Raw genomic sequence first — 26,421 nt, forward strand, 5'->3', positions numbered from 1 at the left:
ATATGTAACAACAATATTACTATAACTTGATACGATATGACGCTAAAGTCAAGTATAATCGTTATCTATGGTAATTGATAGCAAAAGAAACCATGACTTGTCAAACACAAAAACATGAAAAATATGAAAAAAAATACATACCACCAAGGAAACCTGTGAAAAATATACCAAAAAAAGACTCAAATCCCAAGGAGGTTCGACCATTTGTACTGGTCAAAGCCTTTACCTTTTCCAGCTTGATCGTCATGCTGACGGCCACCATTGTTATTGCCGCTTTAAATGCCCACTGGGTCAGGAATATCCTCCTTGAAAAAAACAAAGAATACAATTCACTTCTGGTTGAAAACCTTAATCATCAAATCTTTCTAAGATTTGTTGCACCGGTTGTATATCAACACGGTGAAATCAAATTGAGGGAGAATGCCCAGCATATGCTTCTGGACACCGTTATCAAATCAACCCTCCACAGCTTTCATGTTGAAATGGTCAATATATATGGAACCGATAATATTATCGGGTATAGTTTCGATGAAAGCCAGATTGGAAAGAAAAACGCTGGCGGTGTCCACTATGAAAAGGCCATGAAAAATCAGGTCACCTCCAAACTGATCCAAAAAGGCAGTTTTCTTGAATTGATGTTCTGGTTCCCAAAGGAAACAAAAATTATCACCTTTGCCCCCTTAATTCAGGAAGTAGAATTCTCTCGTTCCGGAAAACGGATGGTTATCGGTGTAGTCGAAGTCATCCGGGATATATCCGATGATTACCAGGACGTCGTCAGGCTCCAGGGACTCATCGTTGCCACCTGTTCCATTATCATGGGTATCTTGTTTCTCATACTCAGATTTGTGGTCAAGCAGGGTGAAAAAATCATTGAGGCAAGAGCAGAAGAACGCCTCAAGCTTGAAGAAAAACTGAGCAGGGCTGAACATCTGTCTGCCATCGGAGGCATGACGGCAGGGGTTTCCCATGAAATCAGAAATCCTCTGGGAATCATAAAAAGCAGTGCCCAACTATTAAAAAAGAAAATGGCCAAATTGGATCCTGACAGTAATATTCCGAATATAATTGTGGAAGAATCAACAAGACTCAACCATATTATTACCGACTTTCTTGATTTTGCAAAACCAAGGGTACCGGATCTCCGGCCCTGCATCATAGATGAGGTAATTGAAAAGAATCTGATTTTTCTTGCCTCCCAGATTCAAGATGCAAAAATCAATATTAAAACACAGTATCAAGAAGACATCCCGGAAATCATGGCGGACACCGCCATGCTCTATCAGAGTTTTTTGAATATTTTATTAAATTCTTTCCATGCATTGAAAGAAAACGGAACCATCACCATTGCCACATGGTCAGACCCCGACTTTGTCCATATCTGTTTTACAGACACGGGTGACGGTATCAGCGAAGATGTGCTAAAGAAAATATGGACCCCATTTTTCACAACCAAGGATACCGGGACAGGCCTTGGTCTTGGAATTGTCAAAAACATTATTGAAGCCCACAAAGGCCAGATCCACATCTCCAATGCCAGACCTTTGGGGACAAAAGTTGAAATTACCTTACCGATTCAGGAGTCATACTAAATGGAAAATATATTAATTGTGGATGATGAAAAGCATTATCCAATGATAATTGGAGAAATCCTTCAAGAAGAAGGCTATCGAACATTCACAGCCCCAAGCGGAATGGAGGCCCTGGATATCTTAAACACCCAACTCATTGACCTTGTCCTCACCGACGTTAAGATGCCTGGAATGACCGGCATCGATCTGCTGGAAAAAATAAAAGAACTCAAACCGGACATGCCGGTCATCATCATGACAGCATTCGGCAGTGTTGAAAAGGCAGTTGAAGCCATGCACAAGGGAGCTTATACCTTTATCCTCAAGCCCTTTGAAAATGAAGCCTTGATTGCCCACATCGCAAAAGCCATCTCCGTGTACAAAATTGTAGAGGAAAATAATATCCTCAAAGATGCCATGCGAACAAGATATCAGTTTGATAATATCATCGGAAAAAGCAAGCCCATGCAGGAATTGTATGAAATCATTCAAAAAGTGGCACCCACCAATGCCTCTGTCCTCATAGAAGGCGAAAGCGGCACCGGCAAAGAACTTGTGGCAAAGTCCATACACTACAACAGCCCAAGAAAAAACAAATCTCTTGTGGCAGTCAATTGCGCCGCCTTTGCTGAATCCTTATTGGAAAGTGAATTATTCGGCCATGAAAAAGGCGCCTTCACAGGGGCAGCAAATATGAAAAAAGGACGGTTTGAACTGGCCGACAAGGGCACCCTTTTCCTGGATGAAATTGGCGAACTTCCCATGACCCTGCAGGTAAAACTTCTCCGGGTTCTCCAGGAACGCTCTGTGGAGAGGGTCGGGGGAACTATGGCTATCCCCGTTGACTTCCGTTTGATAGCCGCCACTAACAAAATTCTTGAAGACGAGGTACAAAAGGGAAATTTCAGGGAAGATCTGTATTATCGACTCAATGTCGTAAAAACGACCATCCCGCCCTTAAGGGATCGCAAGGAAGACATCCTCATGCTGATCAATCATTTTATTAAAAAATACACCAGCGAGGCTGGGTCTGTGAGCCGTGTGACCGGTATAGACAGAAAAGCCGCCCAAATTCTGTGTGATTATGAATGGAAAGGAAATGTAAGGGAGTTGGAGAATGTCATTGAGCGGGCCGTTATTCTTTCCAGCGGCAACTTGATCTCCCCGACAGATCTCCCCACACAACTTCGACAAAGCTCAGGGATAGCGCTTCAACTGGACGGAATCCCAGATGGTGTAGGTCTGTCAGAAACCCTTGCTGCAGTTGAAAAAAGGATGATTCAACGGGCCATGAAGCTATCGGGTAATGTTCAAACCAAAGCGGCACAGCTCCTAGGAATTGGCAAAAGCGGATTGAACCAGAAACTAAAAAAGTTTAATCTGGACAGGGAACTCAATCAAGACAAATAATTGAATTAATTATATAATAGATATAATTTTGCACCAAGTTCAATATATTGAACCCTTTGCAAACCCCTTTCAGTTCAAGCCGTCCCTCCCCTTCTCCCTTTAAACCTCTCCAAGGGAGTTCAAATTTTTGAACTTTGCACAGGAGGGCATAAAATATCGGTAAAAAAGCCAACAGCATTTCGGAAAAATTGAGGTCTTATATTATAATAATTTTAGATGGTTAGAAGAAAGATTAGAAAATAACAGAATACAGGAGGGGATTGGCCGGAGATTTGCATTGATTATATTCACTAACCAAGTGTTAGTTTTTTCATCTTTTTTCCTTTTCTAAACGAGGCTGCCAATGGCAGCCTCGTTTAGTTTGGATCCGTTATTGAACATCCTTGATTTTGCTTTCGGCAATATTCCTGTAAATAGAATTTTCATGGTCATTCACAATTTTTTCATACATCTTCAAACTTGATGCCGTGTCATTGGCATCTTCATAAATACCTGCCAGGGCAAACCGTGCCTCATCCTTTAGAAGATCAGAAGCCCCTGTTTCAATCTCAAGGAAATAAGATTTTGCCTTTTCAGCGTCGCTTCTTGCCTGGGAGACATGCCCAAGAGAGGCCAGGAGGAAATTTTTCATACCCGCTTCATCTTCAAACATCTCCAAAGCCTCTTTATAAAGGTCAAAGGCCCTGTCATATTCGCCTGCATCAAAACAAATTTTTGCAAATTTGACCTTGCCCATTCTTCCGGCACTGGTATTTGAATACTCTGCAAAAATCGTGTCGAAATCAGCCGTTACCGCCTGAAATCCCTTGACCGGATCACTGGCTTTTTCATAGGAGATGACTGCCGTTGCGACAAGATCCGATGCAATTCTCTCCGAATTTTTGAAGCTAAACATAATGCCTGAGAAAATAACAATAACCAGAAGGATACCCCCCAGAATCAGCAAAAACTGTTTTTGATTTTCCTTTACATAGGCCAATGTTTTTAAAAGGTTTTCCTGAAAAGGATCTATCTGCTCAAGTTCTTTTTTCCGTTCGTTTGATACTCCCTGCTCTGCCATACACCCACCTTAATCTTTAAAAACATTCATTTACCATACAAGGCTCTTATAAATCCAACCGACTTCACCATCTGCGTGCTCAATCCGGATCCAGTTGCCACTGCGTTTGAGCACCTTGAAAGGCACCCCCCGTTCAACCGTAAACAAGATCTTACCCTTTTTATTCGGTTTGGACCGAACATTGCATTTGGCTTTGATGGTAATAACCCCGTTAATTTTTCCCAAAAGAGAGCGATGGATCCAGGCCATATCCCCTTCAAAATCTTTTATTTTATACCAGTTCTTTTTCTTTTCAATGATCAACAACGGATGAAATTTTTCCACCTGCCACAAAACTTCATATTTACTGCCCGGACCTGAACGAAGATTGGCAATAGCTGATTTAACGGTCATCCTTTCAGCCGCTAACCCCGGGCCAACGACAACCATCATCGCAACCACTGCGGGCAAGATATATTTTAGCACCTGTTTGGCAAAATTATTTTTCATATAAGACTCTCCCTTTACGGTATCCCTGATTTTTATCCAGAAAAAAACATTCCCGCCTGGTATACCAAAAAAGACATGGTCCATGCAACCATAGTTGTATATATCACGTTAAAACAGGCCCATTTAGGGGAGGCTTCCCTGTAAATGGTCATCACCGTAGCAAAGCAAGGCACATACAACAGCACAAAAACCATCATGGACAAGGCAGACAAAGGGGTCATCCCCGATCTTTTCAAGGCCGTTTCCAGGGCCTTGCCATCTTCCGCACCAACCCCGTATAATACCCCCATGGTACTGACCACAACTTCCTTGGCCACAAAACCTGTCACCAATGCGACACTGGCTTGCCACCCGATACCAATGGGCTGAAACAAAGGTTCCAGGGTCTTACCGATCATGCCAATATAGGATTTTGAAATCCGTTCCTGTTCTCGTTTATTTTCAATCCCTTGCAGTTCCAATGTCTTTGCCTGGACAAGTTCCATGGCAGCATCCTTGTCTGCTGATTTAATCTTCAGGGCATATTCAGCAGACCGGCCAGCAGACAAGGTATCATAATCCACTGAATACGCTATGTTTCTTGGAAAGCTTGACAGCACCCAGATAATAATGGAGCCCACCAGAATCACCCCCCCCATTTTTCTAAGGAACATCTTGCTCCTGTCCCACATGTGAATCAGCAGACTCTTTAACATGGGCATTCGATAGGGTGGCAACTCCATCACAAAGGGAGCGTCTTCCCCCTTAAAAAACAGGGAACGCAGAATGCGGCCGGACAAAATGGCCATAATAATCCCGGCAAAATACAGTCCGAAGATAACGGTGCCGGCCCTGTGGGCAAAGAAACTGCCGGCCAGGATGATATAAACCGGCAGCTTGGCAGAACAGGACATAAAAGGTGTCATTAATATGGTAAGAATCCGATCTTTATCATTTTCAAGGGTACGGGTGGCCATAATGGCCGGCACATTGCAGCCAAATCCCATGAGCATGGGAATGAAAGATTTGCCATGGAGACCTGCCGTATGCATGACCCGGTCCATGAGAAAGGCAGCCCTTGCCATATAACCGGTATCTTCAAACAAGGCAATGCAGAAAAACAAAATTAAAATATTGGGCAAAAAAACAACCACAGAGCCAATGCCGGCAATAATCCCATCCAAAAGAAGAGATTTGAACAAAGACGGTGCCATCACCCCGTCAAGCCCACTTGACAAAGCCCCAACGCCGGCTTCAATCCATTCCATGGGAAAGGCCCCCAGGGTAAATGTCAGTTGAAACATGGCCCAGATAAAGAAAACAAAAACAGGAAGACCAAAGAACCGATCCGTCAGTACCAGATCGATATTGCGTGACATATCGATCCGCTTGATGGCAAGATTGGTGACGGTTTCTTTTACAATCCCAGCAATCACCCCATACCGGTCATCGGTCAAAACAATTTCAAAATCATCCTGGAATAAATTATAAATCCTGGCGCGACAGGCAGCCGCCTGGGCCAAAACATCGGCCTCTTTTTCCAGGGGCAGACCGGCAATTTTCTCCTTGATTATTTTATCATCCTCAAGAATCTTGATGGCCTTCCAGCGAATCAGAACATCTTCATCCTCTATTTTTGCAAGTTTAAGGGCCGATTCAATCTTTGAAATACAGCTTTCTATATCTTTGCTGTACCGGATGGTTCTAAATTTTTTTTGCTGATGAAAGGAGCTCACTTCCCGGATGGCGGCCTCAATCAGTATATCTGTTCCCCTGTTTTTATTGCCGATGGTAAAGACAACGGGCAGGCCCAGCAATTCAGATAATTTCTTTTCATCAATTTTAATGCCCTTGGCCTCGGCCATGTCCGCCATATTCAAGACAAAGAGGGCTGGCCGGCCCAATTCCCGAATCTGGAGGGCCAAAAATAGGCTTCTTTCAAGATTGGAGGCATCGATGATATTGATAACAATGTCCGGGGCTTCATCAATAATAAAATCCCTGGCCGTGATTTCCTCTATGGAAAAGGGTGTCAGGCTGTAGGTTCCCGGAAGATCAACCACCTTCAGGTCAACCTCCCCGTGGCGAAGATGCCCTTCTTTTTTTTCAACGGTTACCCCGGGCCAGTTGCCGACTTTCTGCCGGGCACCGGTCAAATTATTGAATATGGTGGTTTTACCGCAATTGGGATTCCCTGCCAGGGCTATGGTTAGATTCTGTTTCATTTTTATCTTTTTTTAGAAATAACATTTTCAACCAAAATATTGGCTGCCTCCTCAATTCGGAGGGAAATATGGTATCCCTTGACTACCAGTTCAAGGGGGTCTTTTAAGGGGGCATATTTTTCCACATATATGGTGGTTCCCCGGTTGATTCCCATCTCAAGAAGTCTGCGCCGCAAATGTGTTTCTCCGGAGACCCGAACGATGGTCCCCTCCTGCCCGGCCTTCATCCGGCTCAGATCCATGGGAGGTGCATCAGAACTTTCTTCCCGACCCTTAGGCCTGTCGATTTTTAACGCGGGCAATCTGTCAAAGGGCTGGACCCATATTTTTTGAGCCATCCCGGTCCCAATAACCAGCCGGTTCTCCCCGACGGCAATGACCACCTGACCGCCGAACCCATTGGAGACAACCTCGACAAGATCCCCTATTTTAAGCCCCATGGATGAAATCCGCATCTGCATCTTTTTACCGGCTTCCAACGCCTTGACAATGAGCTTTTCCCCAGGCTTGGCCTTGTAAAGGGGAACCCGGTTCTTTCTAGTAGCCATGCACTTGGAACAAAGCCCGTATATTTCCATCTTGTGCTGAAGCATATAAAATCCATAGGCCTCGGCCACCTTTTGCTGAAGTTTTTCCAGGGTTTCATCCTTAAACTCCAGGATGGCACTGCATTTTGCACAGACCATGTGGTCATGGTGAACCCCGAGGTGCCGATGTTCATAAAGGATCTCTTCCCCGGGATCAAAGGCCACCCGGCTTGCAAAACCAAACCGGCACAGATGCTCCATGCTGGTACTCACAAACCCTTCATCCAGATCGATGCCGTCCAATTTCAGCTGACGGGAAATATCCCTGCATGTCACATGGTGTTCCAGCTTTAAAAAGGCTTCAAGAACATGAAATCTTTCATCAAATCTGTCAACATTCTGTCGTTGAAAAAGCCGCCGAAACTGTTTTTTTTCCTGCTCATGTCTATTAATCATTTATTATATCCCATAAATTAACGTTTTAAGATATTATAGGTACAAGCGTATGTCAAGGAATGCAATTTTCAAAAAATACCGCTTAGGCAAAACATGAAAATTTCTGGACAATTTCCAGCCGCTAATGTTACTATCCAATCTGGAAAGGGTTCCTATAAAATACAGAACAATACCAAAATCAATAACCCCATAAAAGCTTTGAAATTAACATGATAACCACAGAAAAAGACCTGGCCTGTTATCTAAACACTTGCCTTCCCATTGGCAATAAAACCATCCAGAACAGGATGGTGCTGGCCCCCATGGCAGGCCTGGGACACATTGCCCTTAGAGAACTTATATCGGAATTCGGCGGGTTCGGGCTTTTGTTTACCGGCATGTGCAGCGCCCGGGCAGTGCCCCATGAGAACCCGGCCATCTCCAAGGTGTTTACCTGGCGAAAGGCAGAGCTTGACTCGCTGGTCTGTCAGATTTTCGGATCTGGGCCCCAGAGCATGGCTCTGGCAGCCCGCCGCATTGAGGCAGAAGGTTTTTTCGGTGTGGACCTTAACTTTGGCTGTTCCGTGGCGGCCATCTGCAAAAAGGGATGCGGGGCAGCCCTTTTAAAAACCCCGGATCTTGCCACCCAAATTGTGGCATCGGTCCGGCAGGCGGTCTCCTGCCCTGTATTTGTCAAGTTTCGAACCGGATGGGAGAACAATCCCCAATTTGCAGTCGACATGGCAAAGCGATTTGAAGATGCCGGGGCCGATGCCTTAACCTTCCATCCACGGGTAGCACCTGACAGACGCAATCGCCCCCCCCGATGGGAAATCATCACCCGGGTAACCGATGCCGTTTCCATACCGGTCTTTGGCAACGGCAATCTGTTTAACACCTGGGACGGAATTAAAATGATGGACCAGACCGGTTGCCAAGGGCTCTCTCTAGGAAGAATGGCCGTGTCAAGGCCCTGGATTTTTTCCCAGTGGACAAAGGGATTTGTGCCGGGGGATGATATTTTCCATTTTACCGCCCTGCGCTTCTCCCATCTGCTGAGCCAGCACTATGACGATCCTTTTGCCGTAAAAATGTTTAAAAAATTTGCCCCTTATTTTTGTGCCAATTTTAAATTCTCCCAGGCCACATTAAAAAAACTGATCAAGGCCGATACCATGGCGCAAATCTGTATCAATATAGACCGCTTGTTAAAAACTATCCCTGAAACTCTCACAACCCCCAATTTAACACTATTTGTGTAAAATTTAAGAATAATATTCTGATAATTATAATATAATAAGAATAATATTCTTGACAATCCGAAATTCCTGTATATTATTCCCATAACCCCACAACTGGAGATTTTATATGGAAAATGATGCCCCCCTGCTGAAAACCATTGCAAAAAAATTTGGCACCCCCACCTATGTTTATGACCTGGATCGGATAAAAAATCAGTACCGACGATTACAGGACGCGTTTCCCTGGCCTGCCTTAAAAATATTTTATGCCATGAAGGCCAATTACAACATTTGCGTCCTCGCTACTTTAAAAGACCTGGGTGCCGGTATTGATGCCGTAAGCCCAGGGGATCTTTATATGGCGCTTTCCTGCGGATTTGAACGATCAAAAATTATCTATACCGCCAATAATATGAAGGAAACGGAAATGGACGAGGTCATGGCAACAGGCGTCCTCATGAATATCGATTCCCTGTCCCGGCTTGAAAAATATGCAAAAAAATATCCTTGTACCCAGATCTGCCTGAGGTTCAATCCGGATGTGGTGGATGGCGAGCATGACAAAATAAAAACAGGGGGAGATTTAACAAAATTTGGTATCCTGCTGGAAGATGTGGCCAAGGTAAAAAAAATAACGACCCAATATGACCTAAAAGTGGTCGGCCTCCATGAGCACACGGGATCAGGGTTAATAAAACCCGATTCCATTCTCACTGCCATGGAGCGAATCATGTCCATTGCCACAAGGGAAAATTTCCCGGATTTAACATTTTTAGATTTTGGCGGCGGATTCAAGATAGCCTATGGACCCGACGAAATCCCCATTGATTACAAAAAAATGGGTGCCCAGGTGGTGGAACGTTTTTCAGATTTCACCCGCACCTACGGCAGGCAACTTGAACTTCGATTTGAACCCGGCAAATACCTGATGGCCCAAGCCGGCCAGCTCCTTGTCGAGGTCAACACCATCAAACACAACCGGAACCGGACCATCTGCGGGACAGATTCAGGCTTTCCCCAACTCATCCGCCCCATGTTTTATGATGCCTACCACAAAATCGAAAACATCAGCAACCCCAAAGGGGAACCCTTTGTCTACGATATCTGTGGCAATATCTGCGAAACAGGCGACCTCTTTGCCAAGGACCGTCTTCTCCCCCAAATCCGGGAAAATGATCTTCTGTCCATCCAGGATGCAGGGGCCTATTGTTATGCCATGGGCGGAACTTACAACCTTCGGCCCATGCCGGCGGAAGTGGTGGTGGAAAACAAAAAAATATCCCTGTCCAGGCGTCGCCTGACATCCCGGCAGCTCATTGACTTGATCTGTTCAGAAAGTATTGATATAAATCAGTGCTTAACCGATTAATCTTAGGGGGACACTATAGGCCATGGACCTGTCAAATTTTCATTGTATCGGCTGCCATGCCTGCTGCCGGGAACCGGGTTATGTAAGGCTGAAAAAAGATGAACCCGATGCAATTGCATCCTTTTTGGGACTATCTGTCCATGATTTCATCGCTCAATATACGATTTTAACAAAAGACCGCACCGGTTTATCCCTCATTGAAAAAGAGGATGGCGCGTGTATCTTTCTCACGGATGCGGGGTGTAAAATCAATTTGGTAAAGCCCTTGCAATGCCGGCAATTTCCCAAAGAATGGAGATTTACAGGCTTTGAAACCATTTGCGGCTGGGCAAAAAAAAATTTATAGGGGCATCACAACCCCAGGATACTTAAGCCTTCCTCCAGCTCAAAATAGGGTTTGATATCATATTTATACCCCGGCACACCAAAATAGATGGCCAGGCTCTCGCCAATGGCCTTTAGCCCATCTGCCAGTCGATCATTTTCCAATTCATAATAGGTAATGGAATGCATCCCCTGGGTGTTGCTTGCAGAAATATAGGGCCCTTTTTTAGTAATAAAACTCGGCAACGCAGGTGCTGTCAGGTAACGATTGGCTATTTCCCGGGTCCCTTCCGGGGGATAGGTCACATTCGAAATAATAATCATGATTTGTCTCCTTTAAAAATCTGTTATTCTACCCTATGAATAATGACCATACCCTAAAGGTTGTGTCAAACCTTTTTCGCTTATTTAAAATATAAATATCTTTATGGGGCTTCATTGGATATCCCTATTTGACTTCAGCCCCCTCCCTTCTTAACATAACAGATCAACCTGAAACCCTAAAAAGAAGAATGACCTAAAGAGAATAATAATATGATAAAAGAACTTGATTGTCGAAAATTAGATTGTCCTGCCCCGGTGTTGCAGACAAAACAACTGCTTGAAGCAAATGCCCTGAGCCATGTCCGTATTCTGGTTGACAATGATGCGGCCGTGGAGAATGTCAGCCGTTTTTTAACCTTTCACGGATTTGAAATTTCCGTTGACTCGGATGGCATTTCTTCTGCCGTGGAAGGCATAAAAGAGGCTGCAGATGCAACCATAATTGAATCTGCACCGGCCTTCCAAAAGTCTGAAACAGGGGGATCTTCCCAGAAAATAATGATCATGATCTCTTCCACCCAAATGGGCAGGGAAGACCAGGAGCTGGGTGAAAAGCTCATGATTAGTTATATAAAAACCCTGAAAGAAATGGGAGAAGACCTCTGGCAACTTGTATTTGTCAACCACGGGGTAAAACTGGCCACAAAGGATTCAGCGGTTTTGGAAGAAATCCAGGCCCTGGAAGCCGACAAGGTTGGAATTCTTGTCTGCGGCACCTGCCTTACCCATCTGGGACTTATGAAAGAAAAAAAAGTGGGACAGACCACCAATATGCTGGATATTGTCACGGCCATGCAATATGCCGACAAGGTGATTAACCTATAACCCTTGAACAATGGGGATTTTTTTTATTTATTACTGACAAAAAAATCGTCTATGATTTTTTCCGCCTTGAGCTTTTTACCGAAAGCTGCGGCAGTGGCTTTATCCGCAAATTCAGAAATCCTCACCACATACCAGATTTTACCGCCCCCCTTAACCTTTGTAATGATGGGGACAATGCCCTTTTGTTTCAAAATGGCCGCATACCGGTCTGCATGAACTTGTTTCAAATAGGCTGCCACCTGGATGGTAAAGGGTTTGGGAAACTGAATCTCTATCATCCGGGGTTCTTTTTTAAGGACGCTGGAATTTAATATATGAGAAATGGTATTTCCCATGAAAAACAAGAGCCACACAGACAAAATCCCCATGGCCCCTACCCTGATATAAAACCCAACCCGCTCCCTTTCCCTGATCAAGACAATTGCCCGCCACAAATAATGGAGACAACCGCTTAACGCTGCCCCAAGACCCCTGCCCCCATATTTCACAAGGATAGCCGCCCTGGTAAAAACAGCTGCGACACTCCGTAAAATTTGTTTTCGCCCCTCCCTTCTATCGGGGGATGTTGAGACGACCCGGCCAAGGCCATTATTTCCCAGGATCTCAGCCGATTCCCATCCGCCTCCCGGTTCTTGCGGCCCCCCTATAAGCCCTTGGATTTTTTCCCGAAAATCTGTCTTAATCTCCCGGGCCAATTCAGGGTCATCCAGAAGCGTCCTGTAGACACGTTTAGCAGAATAATCCATCCGCCCCAAATCCAGCAGCACATCCGCCAAAAGGATTACAAGTCGTTTGCGGGTATAATGGATATTTGCAAGGGCAGTCAACACCTCCTGTTCTATGGTCCCGGCCACCCCCTCTCGTTTAAGCTGCTCAAGCCACAGGATTGCCAAAATCTCATCTCCGGGACTTGATCGGAGATAAACAGCCGATGCAAGCTTGAAGTGCGGCCGTTCAATGCCGGCAGTGAGAGAAAACCTGGCCAGGGTTCCGGCCAAACGACTGCCGATATTTTTGGTAAACAAAGGAGATAACAAAAAACTGTCATATATTCTGATGGCGTTTTCATATGTTTTTTCTGCCCGGGAAAGGACACCGGCCCTTTCCCAGATCTCCCCTTCTTTCATCATTCCCTCTATACGGGTTCGGCCGATAAAATCAAGGGCCGCCCCAACACCCCCGCCGAGGAATACGATCAAAAGCCCGCCGGGCATTGCTGGATGCACCTCTGGAAAAATTCGTAATATCATGGACAAGAAACAAAAACAGGCAGGAATAGCCAAAAGAGCAATAATCCAGAGCCGGAGGCTCAAACTACCAATAATCCGGATCATTGAACCGCCTCCCCGCAGATAACCTGGCCTGTTTTCAGGGGCACCGATGAAACCGGACCACCTGGTTCAGGCGCGCATCCGGTCGAAGGGTCCACCGCCTCAAACCGGATATTATTCGGAACACTAAAAGCCCTTTCTGGCTCTCCTTTCATGGCATTGATCATGAAATCAGCCCAGATGGGTGCCGCCCCCATACCCCCTGTAATGCCAGTTCCATTCTTACTTTTAAGTCGTTTTTTTTTATCAAACCCTGTCCACACCGATGCACACAAAGAGGGGGTAAACCCGGTAAACCAGGCGTCCTTATAATTGTCTGTGGTGCCGGTTTTTCCGGCAGCAGGTCCCTGGAAACCAAGACCCCGGATGGACCGGCCCGATCCTGTATCCACAACCGCCTTCATCATATCCACCACCTGAAAAGCCAGGGCCGGATCCAGCACCTTTTTGTTCTGAACAATCCGCTCAAACAGCACCCGCCCGAAGGCATCTTCCACCCGCCAGAAAAGAAAGGGGTCATGTTTTATGCCAAGATTGGCAAATACGCAAAAAGCCCCTGCCATGTCCAAAGGACTTACCAATGAAGTACCAAGGGCCACTGAATAAACATTTTCCAAAGGATTTTTCACCCCGCAGGCCTTGGCAAGGGCGGTTACTGCAGAAGGCCCCGTCATGGTCACCAATTGGGCAGCAATGGTATTTACAGACCGGGTCAAGGCACTCTTTAGAATCATATTTCCATTAAATTGATGCTCAAAATTTTGAGGTTCCCAGTCCTTTGCCCCGGCAACCTTTATGGATACCGGTTTATCCGTCATAATTGTCCCGGGATGCACCCCTAAAGTTTGAAAAGCCGTATAATAAACAAAGGGTTTAAATCCGCTGCCGGCCTGGCGTCGACTGTCCACCGCCCGGTTAAACTCACTTGTGTAATAATCCCGGCCTCCCACCATGGCTTTGATGGCCCCGGACCCCGTGTCAATGGCGACTAATGCCCCCTGGGGACGATCTATTGTTGCCGGATCATTTTCATTTAAGCCATTTTCCTTCAGACTATTTTCATTCAGACCTATGCCCATCAACCCATCCAACCGTTCAAGGCCTTGTTTAAGCGCATTTTGGGCAAAGGATTGCAACCGGGTATCCAGGGTGGAGTAAACCCGGATTCCCCCATGGAAAACCACGTCTTCACCATAGGTTTGAATCAACTCCTTCATCAGGGCATCCAAAAAATAGCTTCCGCGCCTGGCATCCACCCGTCCCTGGTGGAGTTCGGGGTATGTGGCAGCAGCCCTTTGAGCATCAAGGGAGGAAATAAACCCGGTGGCCACCATCCGTTCCAGAACAACTTCCCGCCGTTTCAAGGCCCGTTCATAATGCTGAAAAGGGTTATAACGGGTGGGAGACTTGGGAAGGCCTGCCAGAAGAGAGGCTTCCGCCAGATTCAATTCAAGGGCAGGTTTGCCAAAAAAAGTCTGGGAAGCCTTTTCAATCCCCTGGGCACCGGCACCAAAATATATCTGGTTGATATAGGCAGAAAGAATTTGCTCTTTAGTATTGGCCGCTTCTATCTGCAGGGCCACCAGCATTTCCTTGAATTTTCGCTGCCAGGACTGTTCAAAGCTGAAAAACAGATTTTTGGCAAGCTGCTGGGTAATGGTGGACGCCCCCTGAACCCGGCCCGGTTCAAAAAGGGTGATGTACAAAGCTTTAAGGGTTCTAAGCTTATTAATACCATGGTGCTCAAAAAACCTGTGATCCTCTGTGGCCACAATGGCATTCATAAAATTTTTCGACACCATTTCCAGGGACACGGCCTTTCTTTCCCCAAGCCCCATGAGAACCTGGCCGTTGGAGGCATAGATCAGACTCTGGGGGGTTTCAATGATCCGACTTAAGGGGGAAGGCAATTTGGGCAAATCCCTGGCCACATGAAATACCAAAAAGAGGCTGCCAAGGATGCCGAGGGAACCCGCCACAAGGCAAAGAAAAAATATCATCCGGGGAAAAAAAATAAGGCGAACAAATGATTTCATTGAATTTCCCCTTTCAGGATAAGACTTAACTGCCAGACGGCCCACTCCCGTGCCTGGATCAGCAGCACCCTGTTTTCCCCCCGGTGGAAAAACTCGAATCCCAGCTTGATATAGCCCCCATCGGCTTCGTTCCAGATTCCCACCGATTGAATGGTTCCTTCCTGTTTGAGCAATAATTCAGGGTCCACCATCAGCTCGGGAATCATCTCGGCTGGCAGCTTGAACACTGCCTCAAAAAATTTTTCACTAGGATAAATACGACCGGAAAAAGCCTCAATTTCAATCAGTCTTCCTGGAACCGGTTCATTCCTGGATTGAATTTCTCCAATGGTATCCTTTTTTAAGTCAATCTGATGGATCACCCGGTTCCGGGAATCGATAAAATAGAGGCTGACCCCCTGGGTCATTCCTTCACAAAAAATTCGGTCTGTGAGATTTCCATTCAAAAGCCATACCAGATGGGAGGGTTCTATTAACTGACGGCCAATTCCCGGGGCAAGGGAAAGGTAGAGACGTTTAAAGTGTCCTTTTTCCAGGGTAACCCATTCCCCCGGCCCAAGGCTCTCTAACAGATGGTAAAAAGAGTCGGCGTTTTGAACACTTCTTTTCGAATCTTCTCTTTGGGTAATGATACGGCTCAAGGACTTGTGGGCGTTCGATGTCTGCCGGCCGGTTTCCCACAGGGCACCGGTTTCAGGCCTTAGATCGTTTGTAGCCAATAGATAGGTCCCCACCAGCTTTTCACACCAATCGAACCTGAATTCAGATGCCCCAAAGGCCACGGTGAAAATCAAAAGACCCAGGTTAAAAAATGAAAAGGTCCTCTTGGCCCACTCGCCGGCAGTGAAGGGGTCATACCATTTTTGCATCATAAAGCGTTAGGCCTTGCCTGCTGCCCTCATGGACTCGTTGTAAACCCTATAAAAAGTTTGATGTTCTGTTAAAGCAGTTGTCAAGATAACCTCCACATAGCTCAGGCTGTCGGATCCGACAATGTAATTTACGCTTGAATGCAAGGCTGACATGGGATCCCCGGTTGGCAGCCTGTCACTGAATAAAACCAGGCAAATCCGCCGCCTCAGTGACATGTCCAGTTCATTCATATGGGTGGACATGGCTAAAAAACCCTTATTTTGATCAAAGGATTCACTCAGCAGGACAAGGGGATAACTCTGATACGCCATTTTTTTTAAGGCCGATGAGGTGGAACCTGTCGCTTCAACATGAAACCAAAGCCCCTGAAGCGCCGCCACAAGCTTGTCCCTTACCGGAGAGTCATCCATACACACCAAGGCTTGTTCACGGCCCTGGACTGAAGAAATCCCAGTCCCCATGGATTCTTTTTTGGGATCTGCATTTTTTGGGGACCTTGGGACAGATAAATTCAATTGAGACACCAGTACCTGGACCTTTTCCTGGCATTTAGGACATTTAAAAGAGGAATCCTTGTCCCTGGGTATCTTATTATCCGGAATATTCAATCGTGTTTTACAATGGGGGCAGGTAATATTCATTGTTTATTTTTCCCTTTCATATCCATGGTCAATTTCAAGGGAATCTATATTCGTGGTGGATTCCCCCCGGGCATTCTTTATGGAGTCAAGGCCCCTTCCCACTATATCCTTTCGGGATGCATAAGCCGTGGCCGTAGACTCATCAATCTGCCCCTCTTCAAACAGTGCAAGGATGAACTCGTCAAAGGAAACCATGCCCTGGGCCTTGCCTGTAATGATTATATCGTTAAAAGTTTTTCCCTCGGATTCCCCATTCAAAATAGAATCTTTGACCCGCAGATTGGTGGACATGACTTCAAAAGCTGCCACCCGGCCGCCTCCCACCTTGGGCAGCAGCCGCTGGGACACCACCCACCTCACCGTGTCGGCCAGGCGGATTCGGATCTGCTTTTCCTCTTTGCTTGAAAACATCCCCAGGACCCGGTTAATGGTCTGACCGGCGTCCACGGTATGAAGGGTAGACAGCACCAGATGCCCGGTTTCGGCAGCCATCAGTCCTATTTCAACCGTCTCCCTGTCCCGCATCTCCCCCACCAGGATCACCTTGGGGGCCTGGCGAAGAGCTGCTCGCAACCCGCTTGCAAAGGTGTCAAAATCCATGCCCAGTTCCCGCTGGTTAAACGTGGAGCGTTTCTGGGAATGCTGGTACTCAATGGGATCTTCAAGGGTAATCACATGGACGGACTTGGTTTCATTGATTTTATCCAGCAGAGCCGCAAGGGAGGTGGATTTACCCGAACCTGTGGCACCGGTGACAAAAATAATTCCATTTTTCTCCTCGGCCATGGGCAAAAAACTTTTGGGCAGGTTCAGCTCTTCAATGGTGGGAATTTTGGTTTCAAGCTTTCTTAAAACAATGGAATATTTTCCAGACCGCGAAAAAATATTCACCCGGAATCTGGCCTTGGTGCCAAGCTGGTAGGAAAGATCGCAGGAGCCTTCCCGTATAAGGGTTTCCGTCAAATTCCTATTATTGTTCATCAAATTCAGGGCAAAAATTTCAGTTTGAAAGGGCGTCAGAACGGCATAGTCCGGCTCAATTTCAACGGGAACCAGCTGGCCTGAACTTTCCACCTGGAGCGGCTTGCCCGGTGTCAGATTCAAATCCGAAACATCGGCATGGGAATCGAGCATCCGTAAAAGAATATGGTCAATTTGCTGTTTTTTCATTCCATCCCCTCCTGGTCAAATATAATCCTGGTCAGATATAATCTGGAGCATATAAAAAAGTGGGCATACTTTCCGTTTTCAAATAATTTAGGTTGCCAAATCTAAAATCAGACTTCTGTAAAATCAGAGGGCTGAGTTTTCAAAAACGGCCTGAAAATACCCTTGTTATTGGATTTGGCATAGGCCTCCTCGGCACTGATCCAGTGTTTTTTGTATAGTTCCATGATGGCATCATCCAATAATTGCATGCCATATTGCTTTCCCGTCTGGATCATGGAAGGAATCTGGTGGGTTTTTCCTTCCCGAATCAGGTTCCGGACGGCAGGGGTGGCAATCAAAATTTCCATGGCCGCACACCGGCCCTTTTTATCAATGCGTTTGAACAACACCTGGGCCACCACGGCCCGCAACCCATCGGACAAGGTGGAACGGATCTGGGCCTGCTCTGTGGAAGGAAACACCTCAATAATTCTGTCAACGGTTTTGGGTGCGCTGGAAGTGTGGAGGGTACCAAAAACCAGATGTCCGGTTGAAGCCGCTTCAATGGCAAGGGAAATGGTTTCAAGATCCCTCAGCTCCCCCACCAGAATAATATCCGGATCCTCACGCAAGGCCCCCCGAAGGGCCGAAGAAAAAGTTTGGGTATGGAGCCCCACTTCCCGGTGATTCACAATACAACTATGACTTTGGTGAACAAACTCGATGGGGTCTTCAACCGTGATAATATGATCTTTCCGGGATTTATTGGCATGATCAATAATGGCGGCCAGGGTGGTGGATTTACCCGAGCCTGTGGGGCCGGTCACCAACACCAGGCCACGGGGCAGGTCCGCCAACTTGGAAATCACCCCTGGCAGGCCCAGCTGCTCTGCTGTCAGCACATCGGAAGGGATTTCACGAAAAACCGCAGATATGCCGTTTTTCTGCATGAAATAATTGGCCCGATACCTGGCCAATCCCGCAATCTCATATCCAAAATCAACATCCCCTGTTTCCTCAAAAACCTTTATCTTTTCCTGGGAAGTGATTTCATACAAAATTCGCCGCAGCTTATCGCTGGATAAATCTTCATACTTGATCCGTTCAATATCACCGTTAAGCCTTAATGCCGGCTGCTGACCCGATGACAGATGAAGATCGGATGCGCCCTGTTCATGCATGAGTTTAAAAAAAGCATCAATCTCGGCCATTGAAACACCTTGTTTCTGGGGTTAATAGAATCTTATGCCTGTCGAATAAATTTGAGAGTAGAATCGGTTTCGTCTGCCGCCTTATTTTCTTCCTTGGTCATCTCAAGCATTTTCGAATGGGATTCGAGCACCGCAGAAATCTGCATTTCAAGCTGAATTCTCTGGCGCTTAAGTTCAATAATATCACTGTGAAGCTGGGAAAGCCTCTTATGGGCACGATTTAAAATTTTTTCCGCTTCAACCCCCGCATTGGCAAGGGCAAGCTGGGCTTCTTTTTTAGCGTTTTCCTTCATCTGATCCAATACCTTCTGAGATTGAATCATTGCTGTTTTCATGGAATCTTCTCTTTTCCGGTACCCCTGATTTTCAAGCGCCAGACGACGATTGCCTTGTTTTACATCTTCGATGGCCCGGCCCTGGGCCTCAAGCTCCTTTGAAATTTCCTCCAAAAAAATATCCACTTCCTGGACATCAAACCCTCTAAACCGGGTCGTAAATTCCTTTTGCCTTACAACCAGTGGTGTTATCCCCATAGGAAAACTCCTTTTTGCAAATTAAACAATTGAGCGTGCCAGCCCACGGAGGCTGTTAACGACAAATGTTTGAAGAAAAATAATCGCTAAAATCACAATTATAGGAGAAATATCAAGCCCGCCAAAACTGACGGGAAGTCTTTTTCTGATCTGATAAAAAACCGGCTCGGTAGCCGTATTGATAAACCTGACAATGGGATTGTAGGGATCCGGGCTGACCCAGGAAAGAACAGCCCCCGCAACAATTATCCACATATATATACTCAACGCATAGTCCAATACCACCGCGATTGCTTCAAGAAAATTGGCTAAAACAAGCATTCAAACACCCTTATTATTTAATATTTATCCATACTTACATGGGGTTAGTACCGTGAAACAATCTAAATTGTCAAGGTTTTTTGACTATTTTAACAATACCTTGCCACTATCTGACCCCATACCATTTGTCCCTTTTTTTAAAACCCTCGGCCAAATATAATAACCCTAAATTTCCCAATTTTCAATTCTCAAATAGTACCTATCGGCAGAGGAGGTAGGTAAGGCTCTGCCCTCGCAAACATAACCACATTCCATAATATTAGTTCTCCTCCATTGTGGATGGATATTTTTGAATAACCGAGGCCAAAACATGGTACTTACTCCTGGCCACAACAAAAAACAAAACGCTTATAATTGCTAAACCTTGGCCAAAGGTTCATATAAAATAGGAGATAGTCCTTGTGACTCTTCAAATCCTGAAAGCCATTATTATAGCCAGAGATACGCATTAAATTTTTTATATTGATCTTTATTAAAATTACTCCGATAGAATGCCCAGAAATGATGCCTGCGGTTCATATATTTAAATGGAAAATTTTATTAAAAGACTAAAATATTAATTCAGGCTGCACGTATCATTTCCTTTTTTCCTGCGCAGAAATTTGTTGCCGAAATAATTTGCAAATATCATCATCCTGAGAAGTTTATCAATATATCTTCGTAATTCTGCCGAGACAATAGTTTCATATTCAGAGACAATATCTCCAGATGGATTTTCCCCCTTAACTAAAGTCCACTCCCTTGCATATTTTAAAATAAGCCATTCAGTATAATCAAAATCTTTTTGCTTAAGGGTATAGAGGTTTGCAATTTCCCCTTTGCTTATTCCTGTTTTTCTGCTCACGGCAGTATGTGCGCCAATTCATCCAGAACAATCGTTCGTTATTGACACTGTAAGCAAAATCTTTTCCCGTAAAACAAAATCGACTGCCCTGTATGTTGAATAAAATGTCGGCAATTTCAATGTTGATCCAAGTCGTATAAAAAAATCAGCAGGAGATATAAAACTCACCTTTTTTTGTTCTAATACCATATTTATTTTCCCCAAAAAAAATAACTTTATTGCTCAAATATATGCAAGTTTAAAACATTTTTTTTTAAAACACTACATTTTTATATGTATCCAGACCCTGGTCAAAGACTACAAGCCGGGTTCCTATTTATTTTTATCTTCTTAAAAGATCTTATCATGGGTCATATTACAATAAGATCCATTATAGATGCCAACCAATTAAAAAAACGAAATTTTGGGAAATAGGGGACTTAGAAAATAGGGGACGCCGAGATGGTCAGAAATGAATCTTGCCCCTATCCACCCCTTCTCCTAAAATACTTTAGACTATATTTGGTATTCTTAATGATAATGAGATTCAACAACCTTAAAGATAGGATAATCGTTGTTGAATGTTTTTTATTATAGTTAATTCCATTAAGGTGATTTAACTTAGCCTCTATCTTTAGGGTGATGATCAAGCTGGAAAGTGGATAACTTTGATCAAAAAATCATGGAAGAAGTCCTTGTCAATAAAAACAAACCATATGTTCAATTTTCATTGACAAAGTTTAAAGCTCCATCTAAAACCGAACATATGTTCATAATGGAGAAGATTACTATGGAAATGAAAATGTCCGTCGAAGAAGCTAAAAACTTATCAAAAGAACTGATGCAGAAGGGTTACCATTGAGGGCCTTCCATCCTGCAAGTTATGTGGGAAGCCTATGGCCTCGAAAATGAAGATTTTCTGTGGACCGGTATTCCATTTTTAGGAGGCATAGGTGGTTTTCAGAATGCACCCTGCGGGGTGGTGTCATCAACGGCAATATGTCTTGGATTGAGGCACCGTAGCCCGCTGAAGGACAAAGAGCGTTCCAAACAGGCCCGCCACGCCATCCGCAATTTTTCAGCCAAGCTTGTCAGCGAGTTTAATCAAGAGTTCGGCGATATAACCTGCTTGGGTTTAATCGGCATGGATTTTTCCAAACCTGGTGTTTATGAAGAATTCCGAGAAACCGGCGTCTGGAAAGAAAAATGCGAAAAGTACGTGGAATTTATGATCGACAAACTCTACGCCCTTGAGGAAGACAAGGGGTTGTTTGTGCTGGCTTAACTTTTTTTAAATAACCACCAACTAATCTACCAATCATTTCTATAAGCTGTAAATACAATTCTGAGGCATTACAGGAGATCCTCCCACAGAAAAATTGAAATACGATTATTGGAGATACACTTTCCAGCGGTTCAAACCGCTGAAAAATAATATTCGAAATCAGCAACTATAAATTTATTATATTGGCACGTTGAAAGAAATAGATATCGTGAGTGTGTGTGAGCCTTTAGGCGAGCTCACACACACTCACGATTCTATTCTTTGGTATTAAATATTTATATCGTTTAATGTGGGATAATGGCCGAAGATGATTCTCTCTGCTCATATAGTGAAATTGGAAATTATAATTTGGAAAATTTGAAATACAATAGGTGGTATTGGTCCAGAATCCGCCAAATCCAAACGATATGAATACCAACCTTCGATTTTTTAGAAAATTAAGGTTTTCCCTGATTGACAATGCTTAAATATGTAGATAATTAAATCACAAGGAAATTTCTGAGTTTCTATTTATGCCTCCGCTGATCGTTTTGTTTTTGCCACATATCATTTGAATCATTGTCCTGCCTTGATTGTTATTAATCTTTATTCAGGATCAATACAAATGGAAACCCCCCTCAAACTATGCAAGCTATAGCTCCTTAGGCAATTTCATATTGCCTAACCTGGACAAGCCAGAACCAAAAAGGTTTCATTTAATAATAAGCGAATGTATAATGAATATCCAATAAGAAGAATTTGGTCAAGACCCGTTCCGGTCTGATCACCTTGCAATCGCTGATTTGATCATTTTAACAAACTCTACCCTCATTTCATTTGAACAGCAAAACTCTCTCGCTTCGCTCCCTCAAACAGTTGCTGTTCTATCATTCCATTCGGCAAGAGTTTGTAAAAAATGATCAAAAACACGCTCTTTACAAGGCAATCAAACCTCCACTGGAAACCGTGCCTAACCCAAAGGAGGTCAAGTATGCTTTTTACAGAAAGATACTCCAAACAAATATCTGGTGTTTTACATTGTTACGATCGTGTCATTATTCAAGGTACTGTTCCCGGAATCTGTTACGCAAAAGGCATGACCAGTTATCTTTATTCAAATAAAGTTAGAATTTTTGATTACCCAAAATTTGCCGAACCTTTCAAAGAAGAACTCCGAAATAATGCTGAAAAAGTTGCTTTAAATAATGAAATCCAGATTCAATTTCTTCCAAAGAGAAAAATTCGGAAAGAAAAAATAATAAAAGATATCATCAAAAAAAGAGGTGATCATCCCGGTCTTGTTCATATTATTTCGGCCATGGAAGCATGTCCTTCCTACAAACCTTGGCACAATAAAAAAACTGGCAAAACATATCTGAAATCAATTTTGGGGAAATGTTTGCATTATTATTTTTATTTTATTGATGATAATTTGGGCCTTTGTTATGTCAGGGTTCCTACATGGTGTCCGTTTCGATTACAAATTTATTTTAATGGCCATAATGTCCTTGATGCTGCTATGAAACGAAAAGGCATTCAAAGTGTAATAAGGGACAATGCAATCATGAAAACTGAATCCTTTGAAGCTGCTCAAAAAATCAGCGATGCTCTAAATATTGTTCAAATACATGAAAAGCTAAATGAACTTGCAAACCGTTATTGTCCGGTTATCAAACATTTTCCTATGGGTTATCATTGGAGCATCATGCAGGTTGAATATGCGACCGATATTATTTTCAAACGTCAAGAAGATTTGAAACTAATTTATGAAAATTTAACCCGTACTGCTATTCATTCAGTCAAACCTGAAAACATCGCTACTTTTCTTGGCCGAAAACTCGATCCACAATATCAGGATGAAATGGGCAATAATTTTTCTACAAGGATAGAGGGGACATGCATCAAATTTAGAATGGGGTCCACCTCAATAAAAATGTATGATAAACACGGTATCATTCTCAGGATAGAAACAACGACCAATGATGTCTCTTTTTTTAGGCACTACCGAAAGGTAGAACATCGAGATGGAACAAGCTCCATGAAACTTACAGGTATGAAAAAAGGACTATACAGTTTGGGGCCTTTAACCGGCATATTATTGAATGCAAACAAACGTTTTTTAAAATTCATTTCAGATATAGTTGATCCGAGTGTTGGTATAAAAAAACTTAAAAAAATCTCAGAGACCGTTGTTCAAAACAACCGGCCATTCAAGGGGTTTAACTTTTTCAACGAAGATGACATGAACGTATTGCAAACAATAATGTCCGGTGAGTTTACAATCAGTGGCTTCCAGAATAAAAATCTCCGTAGTAAGCTTAAAAACTACTCCAGCAGTCAAGTATCAAGAACCTTAAAAAGATTGCATACACACGGTATGATCAAAAAAGTTGCCCACACTTATAAATACTATTTGACTCGTTTTGGAAGCCAAGTAATTACCATGGGGATGAAAGTTAAAACAATGGTTATAATCCCTGAATTGTCAAAGGCTTATGAGCCATTTGCATAATTCTTTTGCCAAAAAAACACGAATATAAGAGATAAGAAACTAAGGAGCCTATTTCTAAACTTTAGTCAAACACGTATTTATTAAATTAATTTTGATGGAACGGACATTCCGCACCCATGGAAAAGAGATTTAAATCAAATAAACTCAGACTTTGAACAAAAACAGATCAATTTCAAAATTAATTAGACAAACGTATGAAAGTAGTTCATAATAATCTGGATACTTATTCTTTTAATGAAAAGGCCAGATTATCTATGCACACAATGGACACAAAAGTCAAACAGGTAGATGTTCTTCCTCTGGTTAAGCATTACATAACTGAGCTGAGATTGCATGAACTTTTTGATAAATATGTACCCAATAAGAACCGTTGTGAAATCAATCCCGCTCAAGTGCTATGCATGATGCTAATGAACATTGTAGTTGCGCCAAAACCGCTATACAAAGTGGATGAATGGTTGATTGAACATATAGATGGCAAAGCAGAAAACATGGTGAATGCGGACAAATATAATGATGATCGTTTGGGGCGCTGCCTTGATGCTCTGTTTAGAGCAGATCGTCAAAGCTTGATGTCAGAGACATCAGTATCAGCTATAAAAGTTCATAATTTGATAACAACACGAATCCACAACGATTCTACTACAGTAAGCTTTGCAGGTGCATATAAAAATCAAAGCCCAGCAGCGATACAACTGAACTTCGGTCATAACAAAGATCATCGCCCAGACTACAAGCAGATTGTATTTGGACTAAATATCACAGAGGATGGACATGTTCCGATAAGTTATCAAGTATTCAATGGAAACCAAGCAGATGTTAATACCCACATATTCAACTGGGATAGTTTACGCAAATTTTTAGCAAATGAGGAATTTTATTATATAGCCGACTCAAAACTCTGTAGTGAAGATAACATGCATCATATCGAAAAAAACAATGGCAAGTTCATCACAATTATGCCAAAAAACCGTAAAGAAGTCAGTGCATTTTATGACCGACTCCGACAAGGCGAAAATATCGAATGGCAACCTGCATATTTTACAAAGTATAGTCGCAAAAAAGGAGCATTGATAACCTATCAGACTTATTCTGAGGAGAGAAGTTGGGAAGGTTATCATTTGGTTTGGGTACATTCGAGCAGTAAGGAAAAACAAGACTGCAAAACCCGAAAAAGGCGGATTATTAAGGCAGAAGAAAATTTGAAGGCCTTATTACCCGGGCTCAACAAATATTATTTAAAGACCAAGGAACAAATCGAAAAAGCAACAAGGAAAGCATTCAAAGGAGCCGGAGATTTTATTAAAGTTGAAATAATAGAAGAGAAAACAACCCAAAAAGTTAAAATTGGTCCAGGTCGAATAGGCCCAAATACTAAATATGAAGACAGTGAAAAAGTTACCTACGACATCAAGTGCTCTCGTGATAAAGAAGCAATTGAGCGAGCATCAAAAATCGATGGGATATTCCCGCTGATTACAAATGCAACTCTACCGGCAGCAGAAATTTTAAAAATCTATAAGACGCAGCCTTTTTTGGAAAAGCGTTTTTATACAAAGAAATCGGTCTTGGAAGTCGCTCCTGTGTTTTTGAAAAAAAATGAGCGTATTGAAGCGATGATGTTTCTCTACTTTATTGCATTGATGATCGTGAGCTTGATTGAAAGGAACATTCGCCAACAGATGGCAGAAGAGCAGATTGAAAGTCTTCCAATTTTACCGTCAAGGATGAAAACAAAGACACCGACCTGGAATAATATTCGCTATTTCTTTCGTAATGTTCACTTGGCTCTAATCACAAAAGATGAGAGGGTTTTACAATCTACGGTTAAGGGAGTAACAAAAACACATCATCTGTTACTGAAACTATTGAAAGTTCCATTCAGCGTGTATGAAAATCTGCAAGATGGCTGGTGGAACTTTGAATTTTCATAATAAGCATGGTGAAT

Annotated in this window: 23 protein-coding genes; 9 read left to right on the top strand and 14 right to left on the bottom strand. The window is 43.6% G+C overall.

What is annotated here, in order from left to right; translation table 11 throughout:
* The first annotated feature begins 155 nt into the window (after positions 1 to 155).
* Both ACZ45G_RS23545 and ACZ45G_RS23550 read left to right on the top strand, forming a co-directional pair.
* On the top strand, positions 156 to 1,592 hold the full coding sequence (locus ACZ45G_RS23545; protein ID WP_464172960.1) for a two-component system sensor histidine kinase NtrB: 1,437 nt from the start codon (positions 156 to 158) through the stop codon (positions 1,590 to 1,592).
* Positions 1,593 to 2,981, top strand: coding sequence for a sigma-54-dependent transcriptional regulator (locus ACZ45G_RS23550; protein WP_464172961.1), 1,389 nt, complete (start codon positions 1,593 to 1,595; stop codon positions 2,979 to 2,981).
* A 370-nt stretch (positions 2,982 to 3,351) separates the two neighbouring features.
* On the opposite strand, the gene ACZ45G_RS23555 is transcribed toward ACZ45G_RS23550, so the two are convergent.
* The 4 genes from ACZ45G_RS23555 to ACZ45G_RS23570 are packed head-to-tail and all read right to left on the bottom strand — an operon-like array spanning position 3,352 to position 7,717.
* A complete protein-coding gene (locus tag ACZ45G_RS23555) occupies positions 3,352 to 4,041 on the bottom strand; it encodes a tetratricopeptide repeat protein (RefSeq protein ID WP_464172962.1) in 690 nt (229 codons plus the stop codon).
* A 30-nt stretch (positions 4,042 to 4,071) separates the two neighbouring features.
* Complete coding sequence (locus ACZ45G_RS23560; protein ID WP_464172963.1) at positions 4,072 to 4,530, bottom strand: SH3 domain-containing protein; 459 nt, start codon at positions 4,528 to 4,530, stop codon at positions 4,072 to 4,074.
* A gap of 32 nt (positions 4,531 to 4,562) precedes the next feature.
* Positions 4,563 to 6,734 (bottom strand): ferrous iron transport protein B, encoded by a 2,172-nt coding sequence (gene feoB / locus ACZ45G_RS23565; RefSeq protein ID WP_464172964.1) that lies wholly within the window; start codon positions 6,732 to 6,734, stop codon positions 4,563 to 4,565.
* A gap of 2 nt (positions 6,735 to 6,736) precedes the next feature.
* Complete coding sequence (locus tag ACZ45G_RS23570) at positions 6,737 to 7,717, bottom strand: FeoA domain-containing protein (RefSeq protein ID WP_464172965.1); 981 nt, start codon at positions 7,715 to 7,717, stop codon at positions 6,737 to 6,739.
* 209 nt (positions 7,718 to 7,926) lie between these two features.
* On the opposite strand from ACZ45G_RS23570, the gene ACZ45G_RS23575 reads away from it, so the two are divergent.
* The 3 genes from ACZ45G_RS23575 (at position 7,927) to ACZ45G_RS23585 (ending at position 10,652) form a co-directional block, all read left to right on the top strand.
* A complete protein-coding gene (locus ACZ45G_RS23575) occupies positions 7,927 to 8,958 on the top strand; it encodes a tRNA dihydrouridine synthase (RefSeq protein ID WP_464172966.1) in 1,032 nt (343 codons plus the stop codon).
* Between the two features lie 106 nt (positions 8,959 to 9,064).
* Entirely contained in the window at positions 9,065 to 10,306 is a 1,242-nt protein-coding gene (lysA, locus tag ACZ45G_RS23580; protein WP_464172967.1) for a diaminopimelate decarboxylase, read from the top strand.
* 22 nt (positions 10,307 to 10,328) lie between these two features.
* On the top strand, positions 10,329 to 10,652 hold the full coding sequence (locus ACZ45G_RS23585) for a YkgJ family cysteine cluster protein (protein ID WP_464172968.1): 324 nt from the start codon (positions 10,329 to 10,331) through the stop codon (positions 10,650 to 10,652).
* 5 nt (positions 10,653 to 10,657) lie between these two features.
* Here ACZ45G_RS23585 and ACZ45G_RS23590 read toward each other — a convergent pair whose 3' ends face one another.
* Entirely contained in the window at positions 10,658 to 10,954 is a 297-nt protein-coding gene (locus ACZ45G_RS23590; RefSeq protein ID WP_464172969.1) for a hypothetical protein, read from the bottom strand.
* A gap of 210 nt (positions 10,955 to 11,164) precedes the next feature.
* Here ACZ45G_RS23590 and yedF point away from each other — a divergent pair, with 210 nt between their 5' ends.
* A complete protein-coding gene (yedF, locus tag ACZ45G_RS23595) occupies positions 11,165 to 11,779 on the top strand; it encodes a sulfurtransferase-like selenium metabolism protein YedF (protein ID WP_464172970.1) in 615 nt (204 codons plus the stop codon).
* A gap of 23 nt (positions 11,780 to 11,802) precedes the next feature.
* Here yedF and ACZ45G_RS23600 read toward each other — a convergent pair whose 3' ends face one another.
* The 9 genes from ACZ45G_RS23600 to ACZ45G_RS23640 form a co-directional block, all read right to left on the bottom strand.
* Positions 11,803 to 13,113 (bottom strand): SPOR domain-containing protein, encoded by a 1,311-nt coding sequence (locus ACZ45G_RS23600; protein ID WP_464172971.1) that lies wholly within the window; start codon positions 13,111 to 13,113, stop codon positions 11,803 to 11,805.
* Complete coding sequence (locus tag ACZ45G_RS23605) at positions 13,110 to 15,146, bottom strand: transglycosylase domain-containing protein (RefSeq protein WP_464172972.1); 2,037 nt, start codon at positions 15,144 to 15,146, stop codon at positions 13,110 to 13,112. Before ACZ45G_RS23605 ends, ACZ45G_RS23600 begins: the two co-directional genes overlap by 4 nt.
* A complete protein-coding gene (locus ACZ45G_RS23610; RefSeq protein ID WP_464172973.1) occupies positions 15,143 to 16,018 on the bottom strand; it encodes a hypothetical protein in 876 nt (291 codons plus the stop codon). Before ACZ45G_RS23610 ends, ACZ45G_RS23605 begins: the two co-directional genes overlap by 4 nt.
* Before the next feature lie 6 nt (positions 16,019 to 16,024).
* The gene (locus ACZ45G_RS23615) at positions 16,025 to 16,660 is read right to left on the bottom strand and encodes a zinc-ribbon domain-containing protein (RefSeq protein ID WP_464172974.1); all 636 of its coding nucleotides are present in this window, start codon (positions 16,658 to 16,660) and stop codon (positions 16,025 to 16,027) included.
* Between the two features lie 3 nt (positions 16,661 to 16,663).
* A complete protein-coding gene (locus tag ACZ45G_RS23620; RefSeq protein WP_464172975.1) occupies positions 16,664 to 17,830 on the bottom strand; it encodes a type IV pilus twitching motility protein PilT in 1,167 nt (388 codons plus the stop codon).
* Between the two features lie 107 nt (positions 17,831 to 17,937).
* A complete protein-coding gene (locus ACZ45G_RS23625; RefSeq protein WP_464172976.1) occupies positions 17,938 to 19,020 on the bottom strand; it encodes a type IV pilus twitching motility protein PilT in 1,083 nt (360 codons plus the stop codon).
* Positions 19,021 to 19,052: 32 nt separating this feature from the next.
* Complete coding sequence (locus tag ACZ45G_RS23630) at positions 19,053 to 19,553, bottom strand: DivIVA domain-containing protein (RefSeq protein WP_464172977.1); 501 nt, start codon at positions 19,551 to 19,553, stop codon at positions 19,053 to 19,055.
* A gap of 21 nt (positions 19,554 to 19,574) precedes the next feature.
* Positions 19,575 to 19,874 (bottom strand): YggT family protein, encoded by a 300-nt coding sequence (locus ACZ45G_RS23635; RefSeq protein WP_464172978.1) that lies wholly within the window; start codon positions 19,872 to 19,874, stop codon positions 19,575 to 19,577.
* 556 nt (positions 19,875 to 20,430) lie between these two features.
* Positions 20,431 to 20,718, bottom strand: a complete 288-nt coding sequence (locus ACZ45G_RS23640; RefSeq protein WP_464172979.1) for a hypothetical protein — start codon at positions 20,716 to 20,718, stop codon at positions 20,431 to 20,433.
* Positions 20,719 to 21,487: 769 nt separating this feature from the next.
* On the opposite strand from ACZ45G_RS23640, the gene ACZ45G_RS23645 reads away from it, so the two are divergent.
* The 3 genes from ACZ45G_RS23645 to ACZ45G_RS23655 all read left to right on the top strand — a co-directional run bounded on the left by ACZ45G_RS23645 (position 21,488) and on the right by ACZ45G_RS23655 (position 26,407).
* Positions 21,488 to 21,982, top strand: a complete 495-nt coding sequence (locus tag ACZ45G_RS23645) for a C-GCAxxG-C-C family (seleno)protein (protein WP_464172980.1) — start codon at positions 21,488 to 21,490, stop codon at positions 21,980 to 21,982.
* A gap of 970 nt (positions 21,983 to 22,952) precedes the next feature.
* Positions 22,953 to 24,473 (top strand): MarR family transcriptional regulator, encoded by a 1,521-nt coding sequence (locus ACZ45G_RS23650; protein WP_464172795.1) that lies wholly within the window; start codon positions 22,953 to 22,955, stop codon positions 24,471 to 24,473.
* Positions 24,474 to 24,667: 194 nt separating this feature from the next.
* Positions 24,668 to 26,407: an IS1634 family transposase gene (locus tag ACZ45G_RS23655; RefSeq protein ID WP_464172804.1), complete on the top strand. Its 1,740-nt coding sequence runs from the start codon at positions 24,668 to 24,670 to the stop codon at positions 26,405 to 26,407.
* The last annotated feature ends 14 nt before the right edge of the window (positions 26,408 to 26,421 follow it).

It is taken from the genome of Desulfoconvexum algidum, assembly GCF_055382125.1.

What these genes read in the sequence shown, in the direction of transcription:
- ACZ45G_RS23550 (WP_464172961.1), top strand. Translation starts at nt 1,593, where the DNA reads ATGGAAAATATATTAATTGTGGATGATGAAAAGCATTATCCAATGATA.
- ACZ45G_RS23555 (WP_464172962.1), bottom strand. Translation starts at nt 4,041, where the DNA reads ATGGCAGAGCAGGGAGTATCAAACGAACGGAAAAAAGAACTTGAGCAG.
- ACZ45G_RS23560 (WP_464172963.1), bottom strand. Translation starts at nt 4,530, where the DNA reads ATGAAAAATAATTTTGCCAAACAGGTGCTAAAATATATCTTGCCCGCA.
- feoB (WP_464172964.1), bottom strand. Translation starts at nt 6,734, where the DNA reads ATGAAACAGAATCTAACCATAGCCCTGGCAGGGAATCCCAATTGCGGT.
- ACZ45G_RS23570 (WP_464172965.1), bottom strand. Translation starts at nt 7,717, where the DNA reads ATGATTAATAGACATGAGCAGGAAAAAAAACAGTTTCGGCGGCTTTTT.
- ACZ45G_RS23575 (WP_464172966.1), top strand. Translation starts at nt 7,927, where the DNA reads ATGATAACCACAGAAAAAGACCTGGCCTGTTATCTAAACACTTGCCTT.
- lysA (WP_464172967.1), top strand. Translation starts at nt 9,065, where the DNA reads ATGGAAAATGATGCCCCCCTGCTGAAAACCATTGCAAAAAAATTTGGC.
- ACZ45G_RS23585 (WP_464172968.1), top strand. Translation starts at nt 10,329, where the DNA reads ATGGACCTGTCAAATTTTCATTGTATCGGCTGCCATGCCTGCTGCCGG.
- ACZ45G_RS23590 (WP_464172969.1), bottom strand. Translation starts at nt 10,954, where the DNA reads ATGATTATTATTTCGAATGTGACCTATCCCCCGGAAGGGACCCGGGAA.
- yedF (WP_464172970.1), top strand. Translation starts at nt 11,165, where the DNA reads ATGATAAAAGAACTTGATTGTCGAAAATTAGATTGTCCTGCCCCGGTG.
- ACZ45G_RS23600 (WP_464172971.1), bottom strand. Translation starts at nt 13,113, where the DNA reads ATGATCCGGATTATTGGTAGTTTGAGCCTCCGGCTCTGGATTATTGCT.
- ACZ45G_RS23605 (WP_464172972.1), bottom strand. Translation starts at nt 15,146, where the DNA reads ATGAAATCATTTGTTCGCCTTATTTTTTTTCCCCGGATGATATTTTTT.
- ACZ45G_RS23610 (WP_464172973.1), bottom strand. Translation starts at nt 16,018, where the DNA reads ATGATGCAAAAATGGTATGACCCCTTCACTGCCGGCGAGTGGGCCAAG.
- ACZ45G_RS23615 (WP_464172974.1), bottom strand. Translation starts at nt 16,660, where the DNA reads ATGAATATTACCTGCCCCCATTGTAAAACACGATTGAATATTCCGGAT.
- ACZ45G_RS23620 (WP_464172975.1), bottom strand. Translation starts at nt 17,830, where the DNA reads ATGAAAAAACAGCAAATTGACCATATTCTTTTACGGATGCTCGATTCC.
- ACZ45G_RS23625 (WP_464172976.1), bottom strand. Translation starts at nt 19,020, where the DNA reads ATGGCCGAGATTGATGCTTTTTTTAAACTCATGCATGAACAGGGCGCA.
- ACZ45G_RS23630 (WP_464172977.1), bottom strand. Translation starts at nt 19,553, where the DNA reads ATGGGGATAACACCACTGGTTGTAAGGCAAAAGGAATTTACGACCCGG.
- ACZ45G_RS23635 (WP_464172978.1), bottom strand. Translation starts at nt 19,874, where the DNA reads ATGCTTGTTTTAGCCAATTTTCTTGAAGCAATCGCGGTGGTATTGGAC.
- ACZ45G_RS23650 (WP_464172795.1), top strand. Translation starts at nt 22,953, where the DNA reads ATGCTTTTTACAGAAAGATACTCCAAACAAATATCTGGTGTTTTACAT.
- ACZ45G_RS23655 (WP_464172804.1), top strand. Translation starts at nt 24,668, where the DNA reads ATGAAAGTAGTTCATAATAATCTGGATACTTATTCTTTTAATGAAAAG.